General features: G+C 59.9%; 13 protein-coding genes. 2 read left to right on the forward strand and 11 right to left on the reverse strand.

Annotated features, from left to right (window positions below; genetic code table 11):
* The first annotated feature begins 194 nt into the window (after positions 1-194).
* Both AC1RJ3_RS02510 and AC1RJ3_RS02515 read left to right on the forward strand, forming a co-directional pair.
* The gene (locus tag AC1RJ3_RS02510) at positions 195-605 is read left to right on the forward strand and encodes a pilin (protein WP_054595548.1); all 411 of its coding nucleotides are present in this window, start codon (positions 195-197) and stop codon (positions 603-605) included.
* A 277-nt stretch (positions 606-882) separates the two neighbouring features.
* Entirely contained in the window at positions 883-1239 is a 357-nt protein-coding gene (locus AC1RJ3_RS02515) for a BON domain-containing protein (protein WP_347928865.1), read from the forward strand.
* Between the two features lie 111 nt (positions 1240-1350).
* On the opposite strand, the gene AC1RJ3_RS02520 is transcribed toward AC1RJ3_RS02515, so the two are convergent.
* The 11 genes from AC1RJ3_RS02520 to AC1RJ3_RS02570 all read right to left on the reverse strand — a co-directional run bounded on the left by AC1RJ3_RS02520 (position 1351) and on the right by AC1RJ3_RS02570 (position 15305).
* Complete coding sequence (locus AC1RJ3_RS02520) at positions 1351-1650, reverse strand: DUF2845 domain-containing protein (RefSeq protein ID WP_054595550.1); 300 nt, start codon at positions 1648-1650, stop codon at positions 1351-1353.
* Between the two features lie 2 nt (positions 1651-1652).
* Positions 1653-4595 (reverse strand): DUF748 domain-containing protein, encoded by a 2943-nt coding sequence (locus AC1RJ3_RS02525; protein WP_493077282.1) that lies wholly within the window; start codon positions 4593-4595, stop codon positions 1653-1655.
* Between the two features lie 106 nt (positions 4596-4701).
* Positions 4702-5718: a class I SAM-dependent rRNA methyltransferase gene (locus tag AC1RJ3_RS02530; protein WP_493077284.1), complete on the reverse strand. Its 1017-nt coding sequence runs from the start codon at positions 5716-5718 to the stop codon at positions 4702-4704.
* A 216-nt stretch (positions 5719-5934) separates the two neighbouring features.
* Positions 5935-6807, reverse strand: coding sequence for an oxygenase MpaB family protein (locus tag AC1RJ3_RS02535; protein WP_493077285.1), 873 nt, complete (start codon positions 6805-6807; stop codon positions 5935-5937).
* 63 nt (positions 6808-6870) lie between these two features.
* Positions 6871-8808 (reverse strand): acetate--CoA ligase, encoded by a 1938-nt coding sequence (acs, locus tag AC1RJ3_RS02540; RefSeq protein ID WP_054595554.1) that lies wholly within the window; start codon positions 8806-8808, stop codon positions 6871-6873.
* A 174-nt stretch (positions 8809-8982) separates the two neighbouring features.
* Positions 8983-10647, reverse strand: coding sequence for a glucose-6-phosphate isomerase (gene pgi / locus AC1RJ3_RS02545; protein WP_145022128.1), 1665 nt, complete (start codon positions 10645-10647; stop codon positions 8983-8985).
* A 245-nt stretch (positions 10648-10892) separates the two neighbouring features.
* Positions 10893-11273: an aspartate 1-decarboxylase gene (panD, locus tag AC1RJ3_RS02550; protein WP_003228271.1), complete on the reverse strand. Its 381-nt coding sequence runs from the start codon at positions 11271-11273 to the stop codon at positions 10893-10895.
* Positions 11274-11431: 158 nt separating this feature from the next.
* Entirely contained in the window at positions 11432-12292 is an 861-nt protein-coding gene (gene panC / locus AC1RJ3_RS02555; protein ID WP_054595556.1) for a pantoate--beta-alanine ligase, read from the reverse strand.
* Positions 12289-13089 (reverse strand): 3-methyl-2-oxobutanoate hydroxymethyltransferase, encoded by an 801-nt coding sequence (gene panB / locus AC1RJ3_RS02560; RefSeq protein WP_054595557.1) that lies wholly within the window; start codon positions 13087-13089, stop codon positions 12289-12291. The genes panC and panB overlap by 4 nt, the downstream gene beginning before the upstream one ends.
* A 325-nt stretch (positions 13090-13414) precedes the next feature.
* Positions 13415-13897, reverse strand: coding sequence for a 2-amino-4-hydroxy-6-hydroxymethyldihydropteridine diphosphokinase (gene folK / locus AC1RJ3_RS02565; RefSeq protein WP_347928870.1), 483 nt, complete (start codon positions 13895-13897; stop codon positions 13415-13417).
* Positions 13898-13901: 4 nt separating this feature from the next.
* Positions 13902-15305, reverse strand: a complete 1404-nt coding sequence (locus AC1RJ3_RS02570) for a polynucleotide adenylyltransferase PcnB (protein WP_054595559.1) — start codon at positions 15303-15305, stop codon at positions 13902-13904.
* Between the last annotated feature and the right edge of the window lie 238 nt (positions 15306-15543).

Below are 15543 nucleotides of genomic sequence, written 5' to 3' on the forward strand. Positions count from 1 at the left end.
TAGCCTAGTCAACGGATGGAACCTCACCAGCGTTCTTGAGGTGACAAAAAGTGTCAGATAGTGCGGTTCTTCGGGGTATGTGCCGGGCTTTTACCGATCTGACACCCTGTAAGCCGGGGGCGCAGGGGTTGGCATGTGCTGTGCTTTGACTGGTTCAGGACATGAGATTTCGCCTCATGCATGGAGCCTGTTCTATGAATAATCAAAAAGGTTTTACCCTCATCGAGCTGCTGATCGTGGTGGCGATCATCGGCATTCTGGCGACGTTCGCGTTGCCGCTGTATTCCAAGTATCAGGCGCGGGCGAAGGTCACCGCGGGGCTGGCGGAAATTTCAGCACTGAAGGTGCCTTTTGAAGACATTATCAATCAGGGCACCGACCCGACACTGGCGCTGATCGGTGGTACGGCAACTACCGGTAACTGCACAATCACGGCATCGGGTACTGCTTCCAGCGGTGCAGGTACTATTGTTTGCACGATTGTCAATGCACCAGGTCCGGTGCTCAGCAAAACCATCACGCTGACGCGGACACTGGCCGGTGGCTGGACCTGCGCGACCACCGCGCTGCAGGACTACGCGCCCAAGGGTTGCACTGGCGTCTGATCCTGTATCGAAGCCTCAATGCCTCGCCTCTACGGACGCGAGGCATTTTCTCGACCGTTCGATGGCATCGCGGTAATTCGATAAAACCCGCAACTTGCATGTCAATAACGCCCGGGTCATGCATTTTGCATGACTCCAGGTATTTGGATTTTTTATAACGCATTGATTCTTATCGGTTTATTTGGCTATCTCAAGTTGGCACGGCCTTCGCACTGTCTCTGTTAACCCTGCTGAGAAGGCATGCAGCAGACTTTCTGGAAGAACAGGAGTTACTCGTATGAAGACGTTCGCTATCGCTGCCGCCGCTGCAACCGCTCTGACCCTGACCATGGCCAACGCTGCATTTGCGCAGACCACTCAAGCCACACAGTCGCCGATGGTGGTGGCTGCCGGTGAAATGACCAAGGCCGAGGAAGCAACTTCCGATACCTGGATCACCACTAAAGTGAAAAGCGATCTGGTCACCGAGAAGGGGATTCCTGGCACCGACATCAAAGTCGAAACCAACAAAGGCGTCGTTTCTCTATCGTCGAAAGTAGCCATTACCCAGTCTCAGAAAGATATGGCCGTCGCTATCACCAAGAAAATCAAAGGTGTCAAAGCTGTATCGGCTGATGGCCTGTTGGCCCAGTAAGACTGAAGGTTTCCCGCCGGAGCGGGGAGAAGCAAAAGATCGCAGCCTGCGGCAGCTCCTACAGACCATGATTTTGGCGTAGGAGCTGCCGCAGGCTGCGATCTTTTCCAATCAGTTTCCGCGTTTGCTGGTGATCCGTACCAGGCGGTTGCCTTCAAAGCGCAGGTATTGGTACATGCCGCTGTTCGGACCGTAGGTCCATTCCTCAACCGGGACTTCTTCCCGGCGATTGGCGCTACGTTTGTAGCCCAACGCATCACGTGCAACCGGCTCGCCACATTTGTGCAGCACTTCACTGGTGCGATCGCCGACGCTGATCAACTGACTGCCGCAGCGCAAGGTATCGGTCTGGGCTTGCACCTGGCTGGCGAAGAACGCCAGTGCCAGGCTGATCAGCAATCGGCTATTCATGCTTACTCCGCATCCAGGTGCATGGGCGTGACTACTCGGCCATCGCTTTCGGCTTCGCCCAGGTTAGCGTCAACGAAATACACCCGGTCATCGGCGAGCTGGGCTTTGTCGACCAGGTAGTCCTTGATGGTGCTGGCGCGATCCTGACCCAGTTGGCGCAGCAGCGCGGTGTCTGAAGACCAGAACTTGATCACGCCTTCACGCAGTTTGGCGGTGCGCTCTGCTTTGCCCAGTTGCGTCCATTCGGCCGGTGGCTGGGTTTTCAGGCGTGTGCGGTAAATGGCTTCGAGCAGCGGGCCTTTTTCGCTGTCCGGGACTGCCAGCAACGAAGCTTGCGCAGGGACTTTGTCGCCGCGGCGCTGGAGCATTTTGTAGTAGTTGTACTGGTATTCACGTTCCAGTCGCTGTTCGGCAATCAAGGGGCCATCGCTCTTCTCGGCGGCGGTACCTTCGATTTCCAGGCGCAGGGCCGGACGTTCCTTGAGCGCTTTGGCCAGGGTATCGAGCGCCGACTCGGCGTTCTTGCCCAGTTCACTTGAACCGGGTGCGAACGACACGCTGCCCAGGTCCTCGGCCCCACTGCCGTTGACCAGCCCGCCAATGAGCTTGAAGGGCGCCTCGGCCGCGCGCACGATCAGGTTGCGCAGGGTTTGCCAGATGATCGGCATGATGCTGAATTGCGGGTTGTTCAGATCGCCTGTTATCGGCAGATCAATGGAAATTTTGCCATCGCTGTCCTTGAGCAAGGCGATGGCCAGTTTCAGCGGCAAGCTCACGGCGTCCGGGCTGTCGACTTTTTCGCCCAGTTGCAGTTGCTCCACCACCACTTTGTTTTCGGCTTTCAACTGGCCTTTGACGATCTGGTAGTGCAGGTCGAGATTGAGCCGGCCCTTGCGGATCCGGTAACCGGCAAATTTGCCGGAGTAGGGGGTCAGGGTGGTCAGTTCGACGCGTTTGAAACTGGTGGCGATATCCAGCGCGGTCATCGGGTCGAACGGGGTGACGCTGCCCTTGATGGTCACCGGGGCGTAGCGGTCGACTTTGCCCTTGATGTCGACGGCGGCAGGTTTGACCTGGCGGCTGTCGATGGTGCCGATCTGGCCGTTGAGCTGTTGAATGGCGGTGGCAAAGTTCGGTGTCAGGCTGAAGTCGGCGAAGTTCGCCGAACCGTCGTTGATCGCAATCGCGCCGATGTGGATACCCAGTGGCTTGTCCTTGCTTGCAGCAGGTTTCGCGGCGGCGGTTTTACTGCCGTTGTCGGGCGATTGCGGGATCAGCAGGTCGTTGATGTTGGTGGTGCGATCATCGTTGATCATGAAGCGCACATAGGGCTGTTGCAGGTTGATCTTGTCGATCGACAGGCTATCGCCATGTTGGTAGTTCAGGCCTTCGACCACCACTTGCTGCCACTTGAGGAAGTCGCGGGTTTTCAGAGTGTCCAGGGTGTGCAATTGGTCGACCTGAGCGCGGCCGGTAACGCTGAACGCCAGTGGCTCGGTGCTTTTCAGGTCAACCGCCAGGTCGCTGCCGAGCATCCCGGAACGCAGCTCCAGACGAATGAACGGGTTGATATAGGACTGGGCGACGCGCAAGTCGATGTCTTTGGTCTGGACCTTGAGTTTGGCGCTGATCGGCGCAAGGTTGACCTCGCCATCCGCGAGAATCTTGCCCTGCTTGCCCAGGCCGGTATCGACCTTGAGGGAAAACGGCGAACCATTGAGGCTATCGAAATTCTTCACATCGACGTTCAGCGGGCCAAGCTCCAGTGCCACCGCCGGTTGGGCCTGACGGTCGGCCAGGTGCACTTGATAGTTGCGCAGCTCGACATCCTTGAGCAGCACTTGCCAGGGCTTGCTCGGCACCGCTGGATCGGGTTTTGGTTGCGGCGAGTCTGCCGCCGCCGGAGCCTTGGTTGACTCGGGTTTTGTGGCCGGTTTGGTCGGTTGGCTGGCGAAGAGCTTCTGCCAGTCGAGCTGGCCATCGGCTTCGCGGGCGGCCCAGGTTTCGAGCTTCTGGCTGCGGATCTTGCCGACGATCACTTGTTGCTTGACCAGATCGACCGTGGTCTCGCTGACGTCCAGACGTTCGAGGCGCACCAGCGGCCGGCCATCCGGGGCCTTGATGGCGAACGGAGCAACGCTGACGGAGGCGTTGTTCAGCAGCAGTTCGGTTCCCTGCGTCAGGTTGAACTTGTAATCGGTGCTCAGGTTCAGCGTTCCGTCTTCAAGCACCAGCGGCAATGCGTCACGCACGTAAGGCCACCAGGATTTCATTTTGCCGTCGGTGACTTTCAGTGTGCCTTCGGAGCTGATGGGTACCAGGCTGATGTGGCCGGTCCAGTCGATCCGGCCACCCGCCGGGCCAGCTGCGACGAGGGTCATGGCGGCGTTGTCGTCGGGCAGGGTACTGAGGTTGTTCAACTCCAGATTGAGCGTGTCGTACAGGAATTCGATCGGCTCGCTCGGGCGCAGGTCCTGGAAGTGCACATAACCACTGGCCAGATTGATGTGGTCGATGCGCAGCGGGAAGGGTTTGGCGTTCGGGTCCGCAGGCGTCGGCTCACTGGCTGGCAACTTGAACAGTTGCGTGAGGTTCAGGCTGCCGTCCTTGTTGAACAGAATCTCGGTTTTCGGCTTGTCCAGCTGCACATCGATCAAGTGCAGTGCACGAGTCCAGAGGCTATCGATTTGCAGGTTGGCGTACAGGCGCTCGAAGGCAAGCTGTTCCTTGCCCGGCTCGCCGATGTTCAGGCCCCACACGGTCAGTTCAAGACTGAAGGGATTGAGTTCGATCCGTTGAATGTGCGCAGGCACCGCCGCGTAGTTGGCCAATTGTTGATTGGCGATCCGCAAGGCGATGCCCGGTAAAATCAGAAACCCCAACACGCTGTAAAGGGCGACGGCAATCAACAAGGCGCCGATGGCGCGAATCAATCCTTTGGGCATGTTCGGCTTCAACTATCGGAATCGGGAGTGGCTTGGAGTATGGCATGCGATTCTGGTTCCAAAGCAATCACCTTGAACAGCAAATGTCAGGTTTTTTCGAAAGAGCTCAGAGTTGCAGGATCAGGGTTTTCAGCGGCGGCTGCTGATCCATCGACGGAAAGTCGCTGCCAGGTGTCAGCACTTTCCAGTCGCGCACCGGGCGTCCGGCCTTTTCTGCGCAGCGCAGCACCTGCTCACGCCAGTCGTCCATGCTGACTTTTGCCAGGTTGTTGCAGCAGATCAGCACGCCATCGTCGGCGGTGGCCAGTAGCGCCGGTTTGAGCAAACTCTGGTAGTCGCGCAGCAGGTCAACGGTGCCGAATGCACTTTTGGCCCAGGCGGGTGGATCGAGCAGGACCAGGTCGTACTGACGCTGTTCCAGGCGCGGATAACTGGGCAGTTTCTGCCCGCGGCGCTGGCTGATCGGCAGGCCGGCGAGTTGGCGGATGGCCGGGAAGTAATCGGACTGTACGAACTGCATGCTTGGCAATTGCGGGTTGAGCAGGCCGTTCTCACGGCCGACTGCCAGGTTACCCTCGGCGAAATCCAGATTGCACACCTCGCGTGCACCGCCAGCCGCCGCGGCAAGGCCGACGCCGCAGGTGTAGGCGAACAGGTTCAGCACGCTTTTGCCGGCGCTGTGGTCCTTGACCCAGCCGCGGGCGTTGCGCAGGTCGAGAAACAGCAGCGGATCCTGTCCGGCGTGGCGACCACGGACCCGGTAGTTCAGGCCCCATTCGTGGCCCACCATGTCGACAAGCGCGGCCTCTTCGGCGCGGTAGACCGTGTCTTCGCGATCAATGCGCGAGTTACCCCGCGAGCGGTCGTTATAGACCAGCAGGGTGTTGAGGTTGAGGTGCTGATTGATGACCTCGTGCAACGCGAGCAAGTCATCGCGTTCCAGCGACTGGTGAAAGCTCTGGACCAGCAGTTGCGGGCCGTAACGGTCGACGGTCAGGCCGCCGGCACCTTCCTGGCTGCCATGAAACAGTCGATAGCAGTCGGTGCCTTGCGAGTGGAGCTCTGCGAGCAAGTCTTGGCGATGATCGAGGGCGGCGCGCAGCGCCTGATTCAAGGAAGACATGGACGCGCCTTGCTGGGGAATTTGGCGCGAGAGTTTAACAGGATTGTGATCGATGGATCCCCTGTGGCGAGGGAGCTTGCTCCCGCTCGGGCGCGCAGCGGCCGTAAAACTTTCGACCGGGCTCTGTCTGAAAGAATTCGGCTGAAGGATTTGGGAGCGCTTCGCGCTCCAACGGGAGCAAGCTCCCTCGCCACAGGGTAAGGCAACACCACGCATTCAGCTGAGGATTCCCATCCGCCGTTTGGCCCGCTGCACCGAACCATTGCGCACCGCCCAGCGCAGCATCGGGGCACTGCGATTGACGCTGGCGCGAATCAGTTTGCGTTGCAGCGGATTCTGGCGGACACCAAGCATGTCACTGGCCCAGTCGGGCAGCAGGTCGATGCCCGCTTGCATCATCAGCCCACCGAAGGGCCTGGCCAGGCGGCTGGGTGACGGTGCAGCGAGGAGCAACCGCAGCACTTCGCGGCTGCGTTCATCGCACAGTAGTTGTGGGCGAATTCGCTCAAGGTATTCGCTGATTTCCCGCCGTGAGCGCGGAACATCGCGGGCGCCCAGACGCTCGGCGACCAAGGCGATCTCGCTGTAGTAACGGTCCTGATCGGTGGGCGAAAGATTCGGATTGCGGTAGCGCAAATGCGCAGCGAGAAAATTGCTGACCTCGGCCACATGGACCCAGGTCAGCAGGTCCGGATCGCTGGCGGCATAAGGGCGCCCATCGGGCGCGGTGCCGACCACTTGCAGGTGAATGGTGCGCACTTTCTCGATCAGCCACTCGGCGTCCTGACGCGAACCGAAGGTGGTACCGGAGATGAACTGCCCGGTGCGGCGCAGTCGACCGAGCATGTCCTCACGGAAATTCGAGTGGTCCCAGACCCCGGCCAGTGCCAGCGGGTGCAAGGCTTGCAGCATCAAGGCGCTGATGCCGCCGATGAGCATGCTGCTGAAGTCGCCATGCACTTGCCAGCTCACCGAGTCGGGGCCGAAGAGCCCGGGATCGCCCTTGGGGTTTTCCAGGTCGAGCTTGCCCAGCGAAAGGCCGGACAGGCTCATGATCTGGGTTTCGATACGGCTACGGATGAATTCCATGACGACTCGGTGGCTATGGCATTTAAAAAGTGCGCGGCCAACGGCCGCGCTTGGGTGAACAGATCATTGGTTCAGGCGCTTGTCGATCAGCCCGGCGACCACGCTGGGGTCGGCCAGGGTCGAGGTGTCACCGAGGCTGTCGAGCTCATTGCAGGCAATCTTGCGCAGGATGCGCCGCATGATCTTGCCCGAACGGGTTTTCGGCAAGGCCGGTGCCCATTGGATCAGATCGGGTTTGGCGAAACTGCCGATTTCCTGGCTGACGTGGGCCAGCAGTTCTTTCTTCAATGCGTCGCTGGGTTCGATGCCGTTCATCGGCGTGACAAAGGCGTAGATGCCCTGGCCCTTGAGGTCGTGGGGGTAACCGACCACCGCAGCCTCGGCGATGCTGTCATGCAGCACCAGTGCGCTTTCGACTTCGGCGGTGCCGATGCGGTGCCCGGAGACGTTGATCACATCATCGATGCGTCCGGTGATCCAGTAGTCGCCGTCTTCATCGCGCCGTGCGCCGTCGCCGGTGAAGTAGTAGCCGGGATAGGGTTTGAAATAGGTATCGATCATGCGTTGCGGGTCGCCATAGACACTGCGGATTTGCCCTGGCCAGCTTGATTTTATGGCGAGCACGCCGCTGCCGGCGCCGCTGATTTCCTTGCCGTGTTCATCGAGCAATACTGGTTGCACGCCGAACATCGGCCGGGTTGCGCAACCGGGTTTGATCCGTTGTGCACTGACCAGCGGGCTGAGCATGATGCCGCCGGTTTCGGTCTGCCACCAGGTGTCGACGATCGGGCAGCGCTGCTCGCCGACTGCGTTGAAATACCAGTCCCAGGCTTCCGGGTTGATCGGCTCGCCAACGCTGCCCAGCAGCCGCAAACTGGCGCGTGAGCTGTCTTTCAACGGCTCCAGGCCTTCGCGCATCAGGGCTCGCAAGGCGGTGGGTGCGGTGTAGAAGATGTTCACCTGATGCTTGTCGATGACCTGCCAGAACCGCGAGCTGTTCGGGTAGCTTGGCACGCCTTCGAAGATCAGTGTGGTCGCGCCATTGGCCAGTGGCCCGTAGACGATGTAGCTGTGGCCGGTGACCCAGCCGACGTCGGCGGTGCACCAGAAAACTTCGCCGTCGCGGTAGTCGAACACGTACTTGAAGGTCATCGCCGCTTGCAGCAGATAGCCGCCAGTGGTGTGAAGCACGCCTTTGGGTTTACCGGTGCTGCCGGAAGTGTAAAGGATGAACAACGGGTCTTCGGCGTCCATGGGTTCTGGCGGGCAGTCGTCGCTGACGTCGCGCAGGGCCTGGTGATACCAGAGGTCGCGGCCCTCGACCCAATTGACCTCGATCTGAGTGTGTTCGACCACTACGACAGTACTGACGGCCGGGCAACTGAGCAGGGCTTTGTCGACGTTCTGTTTGAGCGGTACGTATTTACCGCCACGTACCCCTTCATCGGCGGTAATCACGGTGCGGCAGTCCGCGTCGAGGATCCGGTCACGCAGGGAGTCGGGGGAAAACCCGCCAAAGACCACCGAGTGCACGGCGCCAATGCGTGCACAGGCGAGCATTGCGTAGGCGGCTTCAGGGATCATTGGCATGTAGATGCACACCCGGTCGCCTTTTTTTACGCCACGGCTTTTCAGCACGTTGGCCAGGCGGCAAACGCAGTGATGCAGTTTTTGGTAGGTGATGTGCAGCGATTCAGCCGGGTCGTCGCCTTCCCAGATGATCGCGGTCTGTTCGCCGCGTTGGGCGAGGTGGCGATCGATGCAGTTATAGCTGACGTTGAGCTGAGCACCGGCAAACCATTGTGCCGCGCCGGTTTTGATATTCGTGTGTTGAACGCTTTGCCAGGGGGTCGACCAGTCAAGAAAACGCTTGGCCTGTTCGGCCCAGAAAACGTCGGGTTGCTCGATGGATTGGCGGTACAGGCGCTGGTAGTCGTCCTGACTCAGTTGCGCAGCCTGGCGGACGGCATCGGCTTTGGGGAACGTGCTGATATCGAACATGGCGGTTCCTTATGCTTGTATTGCACAAGTGATAAAGATGCGCCGAGTGACTATCGGGTTCAAGAGGGGAGCTACGCGACCCTCGTAGGAGCAGAGCTTGCTCGCGATGAACGATGATGCGGTGTATCGGATACACCGCAGTGTTTGCATCGCGAGCAAACTTTGAAGGTCAAATCACCCGCGGTGACGACCGCGGAAGTAGTTGATCAGGCCCTGGGTCGAAGCGTCTTCGGCCGGGGTTTCTTCGCTGCCGACCAGGCGGCTGTAGACGCCTTTGCCCAGCTCCTTGCCCAACTCCACGCCCCATTGGTCGAAGGCGTTGATGCCCCAGATCACGCTCTGCACGAACACCTTGTGCTCGTACATCGCCACCAGCGCGCCAAGACGACGCGGGCTGATGCGCTCGACCACCAGGGTGTTGCTCGGGCGGTTGCCCGGGATCACCTTGTGCGGCGCGAGTTTTTGCACCTGGTCTTCGGCCACGCCTTTTTCACGCAGCTCGGCTTCCGCCTCGGCGCGGGTCTTGCCGAGCATCAGCGCCTGGCTTTGCGACAGGCAGTTGGCGTACAGCCACTGGTGGTGGTCGGCAACCGGGTTGAAGCTGACGATCGGCACGATGAAGTCGGCTGGAATCAGCTGGGTGCCTTGGTGCAGCAACTGGTGATAGGCGTGTTGACCGTTGCAACCGACGCCGCCCCAGATGACCGGACCGGTATCGGTGGAAACCGGCGTGCCGTCCTGACGTACGCTCTTGCCGTTGGACTCCATGTCCAGTTGCTGCAAGTGCTTGGTGATGTTGCGCAGGTAGTGGTCATACGGCAGGATCGCGTGGCTTTGCGCGCCCCAGAAGTTGCCATACCAGACACCGAGCAATGCCAGCAGCACCGGCATGTTCTGTTCGAACGGTGCGCTCTGGAAGTGCTGGTCCATGGTGTAGGCGCCGGACAGCAGTTCCTTGAAGTTCGACATGCCGATGGCCAGGGCAATCGGCAAACCGATGGCCGACCACAGCGAGTAACGCCCACCAACCCAGTCCCACATCGGGAAGATGTTTTCTTCGCGAATACCGAAGGCCACGGCCGCAGCGTTGTTGCTCGAAACGGCGATGAAGTGGCGATACAGCTCGGCTTCGGAGCCGCCCTGAGCCAGGTACCAGGCGCGAGCGGCCTGGGCGTTTTTCAGGGTTTCGAGGGTGTTGAAGGATTTCGAGGACACGATGAACAGCGTGGTTTCGGCACGAATCTTTGCCGACAACTCATGGAATTCGCTGCCGTCGATGTTCGCCAGGTAATGGCAGCGCACGCCTTTCTGGGCGTAGGACAACAGCGCTTCGGACACCAGTTCAGGGCCGAGGAACGAACCACCGATGCCGATGTTCACCACGTCAGTGATCGGCTTCTCGGTATAACCGCGCCACAGGCCGTCGTGAATGCGCCCGACCAGCTCGGTGATCTGGTTCAGCACTTTGTGCACGTCCGGCATGACGTTGACGCCATTGACCGACAGCTTGTCGCCCACCGGGCGGCGCAGGGCCGTATGCAGCGCCGGACGGCCTTCGGAGGCATTGACGATTTCGCCGTTGAACAACGCCTTGATCGCGTCTTGCAAGCCGACTTCGTTCGCCAGGCCCACCAGCAGATTGCGGGTTTCGGTATTGATCAGGTTTTTCGAGTAATCAAGAAATAGTCCACAGCTGCTCAGTGTGAACTGGGTAAAACGCTGCGGGTCGGCATTGAACGCTTCGCGCATGCTGAAATCCTGCATGGCTTGGCGGTGATCATTCAGCGCCTGCCAGGCTGGCAGAGCGGTAACGTCATGAGGAGTGCGGTAGTACGCCATCGCTGCGGGTTTCCTTTTTACTTGGACTGCCTTTAGGACACTGAAAAATCCGGAATGTCCTGTTTGATGACAGGCGCCCTCCGGTTGAACTGCGAATAAACGATTTAATAGCGCAGGGCGATTACAGTAAACCTCGCGGTGTGATCTGTCTTGGCTTTGTCTGACCTGTGGCCGGTACTATTTTGTACCGGCACTCAAGGTCGCCAGGCAGGCGGGCTTTCAGTGTTCGGAGTACGGGGGAGGGTTCAGGCGACCTGAACCGGGATGGCATTGCTGGTATGGCTCAACTCGTTGCCTGGAGCCATGTAGAGCATGCGCGGTTTGAAATTGAGCAGTTCGGCTTCGCTGTAATGAGCGTAAGCGCAGATGATCACCCGATCACCGACCTTGGCCTTGTGTGCGGCGGCGCCGTTGACCGAGATCATGCGCGAGCCTTCTTCGCCACGGATGGCGTAAGTGGTGAAGCGTTCGCCGTTGTCGACGTTGTAGATCTGGATCTGTTCGTACTCACGGATCCCGGACAGGTCCAGCCATTCACCGTCGATGGCGCAAGAGCCTTCGTAGTCGAGCACTGCGTGGGTAACTTCGGCGCGATGCAGCTTGGCCTTGAGCATGATGGCGTGCATGAGTGTTTCCCTTGGTCAGATCCGAACGGCGGGCAGTTTGCCCGAAGCTTTTGAGGCCGGCAATACACCGCAAAAGATCGCAGCCTGCGGCAGCTCCTACACGGAATCGTATAATTCTGTAGTTGCTGCCGCCGGCTGCGATCTTTTGATCTTGCCCTTTAAACCGGAGCGTCGAGGTTCAGGTGCAGGTTGTCGATCAACCGGGTCGTGCCCAGGAAAGCGGCCACCAGGATCACCAGGTCACGGTCATCCACGGTCGCTGGGCGCAGGGTCAGTGCGTGGCGGATTTCCAGGTAATCAGGACGCAACCCTGCGGCCTGGAGCTGCTCGATCTTCCGGGCCAGGAGCGCCGGGTAATCGCGTTCGCCCTGTTTGATGGCTTCGGCGATGTCGCTCAGCGTGCGATACACAATTGGCGCGACGGCCCGCTGTTCTTCGCTGAGGAAACCATTGCGCGAGGACAGCGCCAGACCGTCGGCGGCTCTTACGGTGGGTTCGCCAATGATCTGGATCGGCATGTTCAGGTCATGCACCAGCGCGCGAATCACCGCCAGTTGCTGGAAGTCTTTCTGACCGAAGACCGCGAGGTCGGGCTGAACCATGTTGAACAACTTGCTGACCACCGTCGCCACGCCTTCGAAATGCCCGGGGCGGCTGGCGCCACACAGGCCTTCAGACAGCAGTGGAACGCTGACGCGGGTCTGGCCGGCCATGCCGTCCGGGTACATTTCCTCCACGGTTGGGGCGAACAGCAGGTGACAGCCGGCTTGCAGCAGTTTCTCCTGGTCGGCGGCCAAGGTCCGCGGATACTTGTCGAGGTCTTCGCCGGCACCGAATTGCAGCGGGTTGACGAAAATGCTCGCGACTACAAAGTCCGCTCGTTGGGCGGCTTTGGTGACCAGTGCGACGTGACCACTGTGCAGGTTGCCCATGGTCGGTACGAAGCCGATACGTTTGCCTTCGCCGCGAGCGCGGGCGACGGCGGCACGTAGTTCACGTACGGTTTTGACAGTGTTCATGCAGAGAATCCGTGTTCGGCGCCAGGGAAGGTTGCGGCTTTGACTTCAGCGACGTAAGCGCTCAGGGCGGCGTGAATGCTGTCTTGGCCGGCCATGAAGTTCTTCACGAACTTCGGTGCGCGGCCGCTGAGGGACAGGCCGAGCATGTCGTGCAGTACCAGCACCTGACCGTCGGTGGCATTGCCGGCGCCGATGCCGATCACCGGAATCTTCACCGCTTGAGTGATTTCGTGGGCCAGCTCGCTCGGTACACATTCGAGCAACAGCATCGCCGCGCCGGCCTGTTCCAGGGCAATCGCGTCGGCACGCATCTGCCGGGCCTGGTTTTCATTGCGGCCCTGAACTTTATAGCCGCCGAGAATGTTCACCGACTGTGGCGTCAGCCCCATGTGCGCGCACACCGGAATACCGCGTTCGGCCAGCAGACGAATCGACTCGGCCAGCCACAGCGCGCCTTCGACCTTGACCATGTGTGCACCGGCCTGCATCAACTGGGCACTGTTGGTCATCGTTTGCTCGATGGTGGCGTAGGCCATGAACGGCAGGTCCGCGAGGATCAAGGCATCGGTGTTGCCACGCTTGACCGCGGCGACGTGGTAAGCCATTTCGGCGTTGGTCACCGGCAGGGTGCTGTCGTGTCCTTGCAACACCATGCCAAGGGAGTCGCCCACCAGCAACACTTCAACACCCGCCTCATTGCAAGCGTGGGCGAAGGTAGCGTCGTAGCAGGTCAGCATGGTGATTTTTTCACCCTTTTGCTTGAGGCTCTGCAATGTGGTCAAGGTGATAGCTGGCATGTAAGGAATCCTCATTCAGGCGCTTGGAAAACTACTGCGGGTAACGCGCGTGATTCTTCATTTACTCAGGCGCACGGTCTTGTGTCGTGCTTTAAAAGCCTGGATTGCGCCCTGTAGTGCCGGGTTGCCGGCAGCGGGACGCCTATAGTCGTGAGGAGAACTCGGGAAGTCAATTGGATGTGTTACCGCAATGTTACGCCGTTGGTGTTACCGGCGTTACTGATGCGATTCAGCATAGATCTGTAGGCGCTGAGCTTGCTCGCGATGAACGATTACGCGGTCTGTCTGGAAACCGCAGTGTTGCCATCGCGGGCAAGTCTTGCTCCTACGGGGCCAGGCGTTCCAGTCCGACGAACGGGCATGCAGCGAGCAGGTCGCGCAGGTGACGACCGTCGGCCAGTTGCAGGTCAGCTGGCGCCAGTTCGGCCAATGGGTACAGCACAAAGGCTCGGGCCTGCATGTGGTAATGGGGGACTTTGAGGCGGGGCTCGTCGATCAGTCGATCGCCGAACAGCAGGATATCCAGATCCAGCGTGCGCGGGCCCCAGCGTTCATGACGCTCGCGACCCTGGTCGATTTCGATGGCTTGCAGCGCATCGAGCAGCTCAAGCGGCGTCAGCGTGCTGTCGAGCGCGGCCACCGCGTTGGTATATCGCGGCTGGCCCGGCAGCAAGGAGTCGCTTTGATAGAAGGACGAAACTCCCACCAGCGCTGTCTGGGGTAACTGCGCGAGCGCTTCGACGGCGCTGCGCAATTGTTCCGCGGGGGCGGCGAGGTTGCTGCCCATGCCAATGTAAATGCGTTCCATCGATTTACTCGCCCGACGCACTCGGTACGCCAGCGGCACGTTTGCGCTTGGCGCCACCGCTGCGGCGACGTTTACGCGGCGCACCGCTGGCACCGTCGTCCTTGCCGCTGAGGTCGCGGATCATGTCGCGGCGTTCGCTTTCGTTGGCGTCCTGATAGTCCGTCCACCATTCGCCCAGGCCATTGGTCTGTTCGCCAGCGCTTTCACGCAGTAGCAGGAAGTCGTAACCGGCACGGAATCGCGGGTTGTCCAGCAACAGGTCGGCACGTTTGCCGCTGCGGCGTGGCAGGCGCTCCTGCATGTCCCAGATCTCGCGGATCGGCATGGTGAAGCGCTTTGGAATCGCGATCCGCTGGCATTGCTCGCTGATCAGTTCGTGAGCAGCTTCCTGCATGGCCGGAATCGGCGGCATGCCACGATCCTGCAAGCGCAGTACGCGGGCCGGCAAGGCTGGCCAGAGCAGGGCGGCGAACAGGAACGCTGGCGTCACCGGCTTGTTCTGCTTGATCCGCAGGTCGGTGTTGATCAGCGCTTCGCTGATCAGGGTGTGAGTGTAGGTCGGGTTGTGTTCCAGGGCTTCGGCGCTGGCCGGGAACAGTGGGTCGAACAATTGCAGATCGACCAGCATCTCGAAGGTGTCCGCGGCATGACCCGAAAGGAACAGCTTCAACACTTCTTCGAACAAGCGCGCCGACGGGATCTCGCGCAGCATCGGTGCCAGGTTACGGATTGGCGTGGCACTGTGCTTCTCGATGCCGAAGTCCAGCTTGGCGGCGAAACGCACCGCACGGAGCATCCGCACCGGGTCTTCCTGGTAACGCTGGGTCGGGTCGCCGATCAGGCGGATCAGGTGATTGCGGATGTCGTGTACGCCGTTGGCGTAGTCGAGAATGCGTTCGCTGACCGGATCGTAATACAGGGCGTTAATGGTGAAGTCGCGGCGTTGCGCGTCTTCCTCCAGCGTGCCGTAAACGTTGTCGCGCAGAATGCGCCCGCTTTCGTTACGCGAGGACTGGTTGCTGTCTTCTTCCTCGTCGTTTTGCGGGTGATTGGCGCGGAAGGTCGCGACTTCAATGATTTCGCGACCAAAATGGATGTGCACCAGTTTGAATCGGCGCCCGATGATCCGCGCATTACGAAACTCGGCGCGAACCTGTTCCGGTGTGGCGCTGGTGGCGACGTCGAAATCCTTGGGTGTGATGTTGAGCAGCATGTCGCGCACACAGCCACCGACCAGGTAAGCCTGGTAGCCGGCGCTCTGCAGGCGTTCGACGATGTTCACCGCATAACGGCTGAACTGAGCCCGTTGCAGCGAGTGTTGGCTGCTGTTGAGCACTTCAGGCGTGCTGCGAATGTGTTGCGTACGACGCAAGGGAGAACGGAATGACTGGAACAGCTTCTTCAGCATGGGATGCACTGTTTGAAGGAATGTTCGGCCAAAACGAAGAATGACCGCATGATGGGCCGGGATTCTAGCATTTAGTCGGGGGATGGTGTAGGAAGCTGCGCTGATCTGCGTAGCAGCTGTCGAGCTATGCGAGGCAGCGTTCGGCGGCGAAGCCGTCGTAAATGCATACACCTCATACTATCTGACAGACCGCAATCTCAGGTTCTACGACGGCTGCGTCCGAACGCGGCCCGCACCG

The sequence above is a fragment of the Pseudomonas sp. GW822-FHT04C11 genome (assembly GCF_058800905.1).

Excerpts from the sequence above, each read along its gene's own strand:
- AC1RJ3_RS02520 (WP_054595550.1), bottom strand. The coding sequence starts at position 1,650 with ATGAATAGCCGATTGCTGATCAGCCTGGCACTGGCGTTCTTCGCCAGC.
- folK (WP_347928870.1), bottom strand. The coding sequence starts at position 13,897 with ATGGAACGCATTTACATTGGCATGGGCAGCAACCTCGCCGCCCCCGCG.
- AC1RJ3_RS02510 (WP_054595548.1), top strand. The coding sequence starts at position 195 with ATGAATAATCAAAAAGGTTTTACCCTCATCGAGCTGCTGATCGTGGTG.
- AC1RJ3_RS02515 (WP_347928865.1), top strand. The coding sequence starts at position 883 with ATGAAGACGTTCGCTATCGCTGCCGCCGCTGCAACCGCTCTGACCCTG.
- AC1RJ3_RS02570 (WP_054595559.1), bottom strand. The coding sequence starts at position 15,305 with ATGCTGAAGAAGCTGTTCCAGTCATTCCGTTCTCCCTTGCGTCGTACG.
- panB (WP_054595557.1), bottom strand. The coding sequence starts at position 13,089 with ATGCCAGCTATCACCTTGACCACATTGCAGAGCCTCAAGCAAAAGGGT.
- acs (WP_054595554.1), bottom strand. The coding sequence starts at position 8,808 with ATGTTCGATATCAGCACGTTCCCCAAAGCCGATGCCGTCCGCCAGGCT.
- pgi (WP_145022128.1), bottom strand. The coding sequence starts at position 10,647 with ATGGCGTACTACCGCACTCCTCATGACGTTACCGCTCTGCCAGCCTGG.
- panD (WP_003228271.1), bottom strand. The coding sequence starts at position 11,273 with ATGCACGCCATCATGCTCAAGGCCAAGCTGCATCGCGCCGAAGTTACC.
- AC1RJ3_RS02525 (WP_493077282.1), bottom strand. The coding sequence starts at position 4,595 with ATGCCCAAAGGATTGATTCGCGCCATCGGCGCCTTGTTGATTGCCGTC.
- panC (WP_054595556.1), bottom strand. The coding sequence starts at position 12,292 with ATGAACACTGTCAAAACCGTACGTGAACTACGTGCCGCCGTCGCCCGC.
- AC1RJ3_RS02535 (WP_493077285.1), bottom strand. The coding sequence starts at position 6,807 with ATGGAATTCATCCGTAGCCGTATCGAAACCCAGATCATGAGCCTGTCC.
- AC1RJ3_RS02530 (WP_493077284.1), bottom strand. The coding sequence starts at position 5,718 with ATGTCTTCCTTGAATCAGGCGCTGCGCGCCGCCCTCGATCATCGCCAA.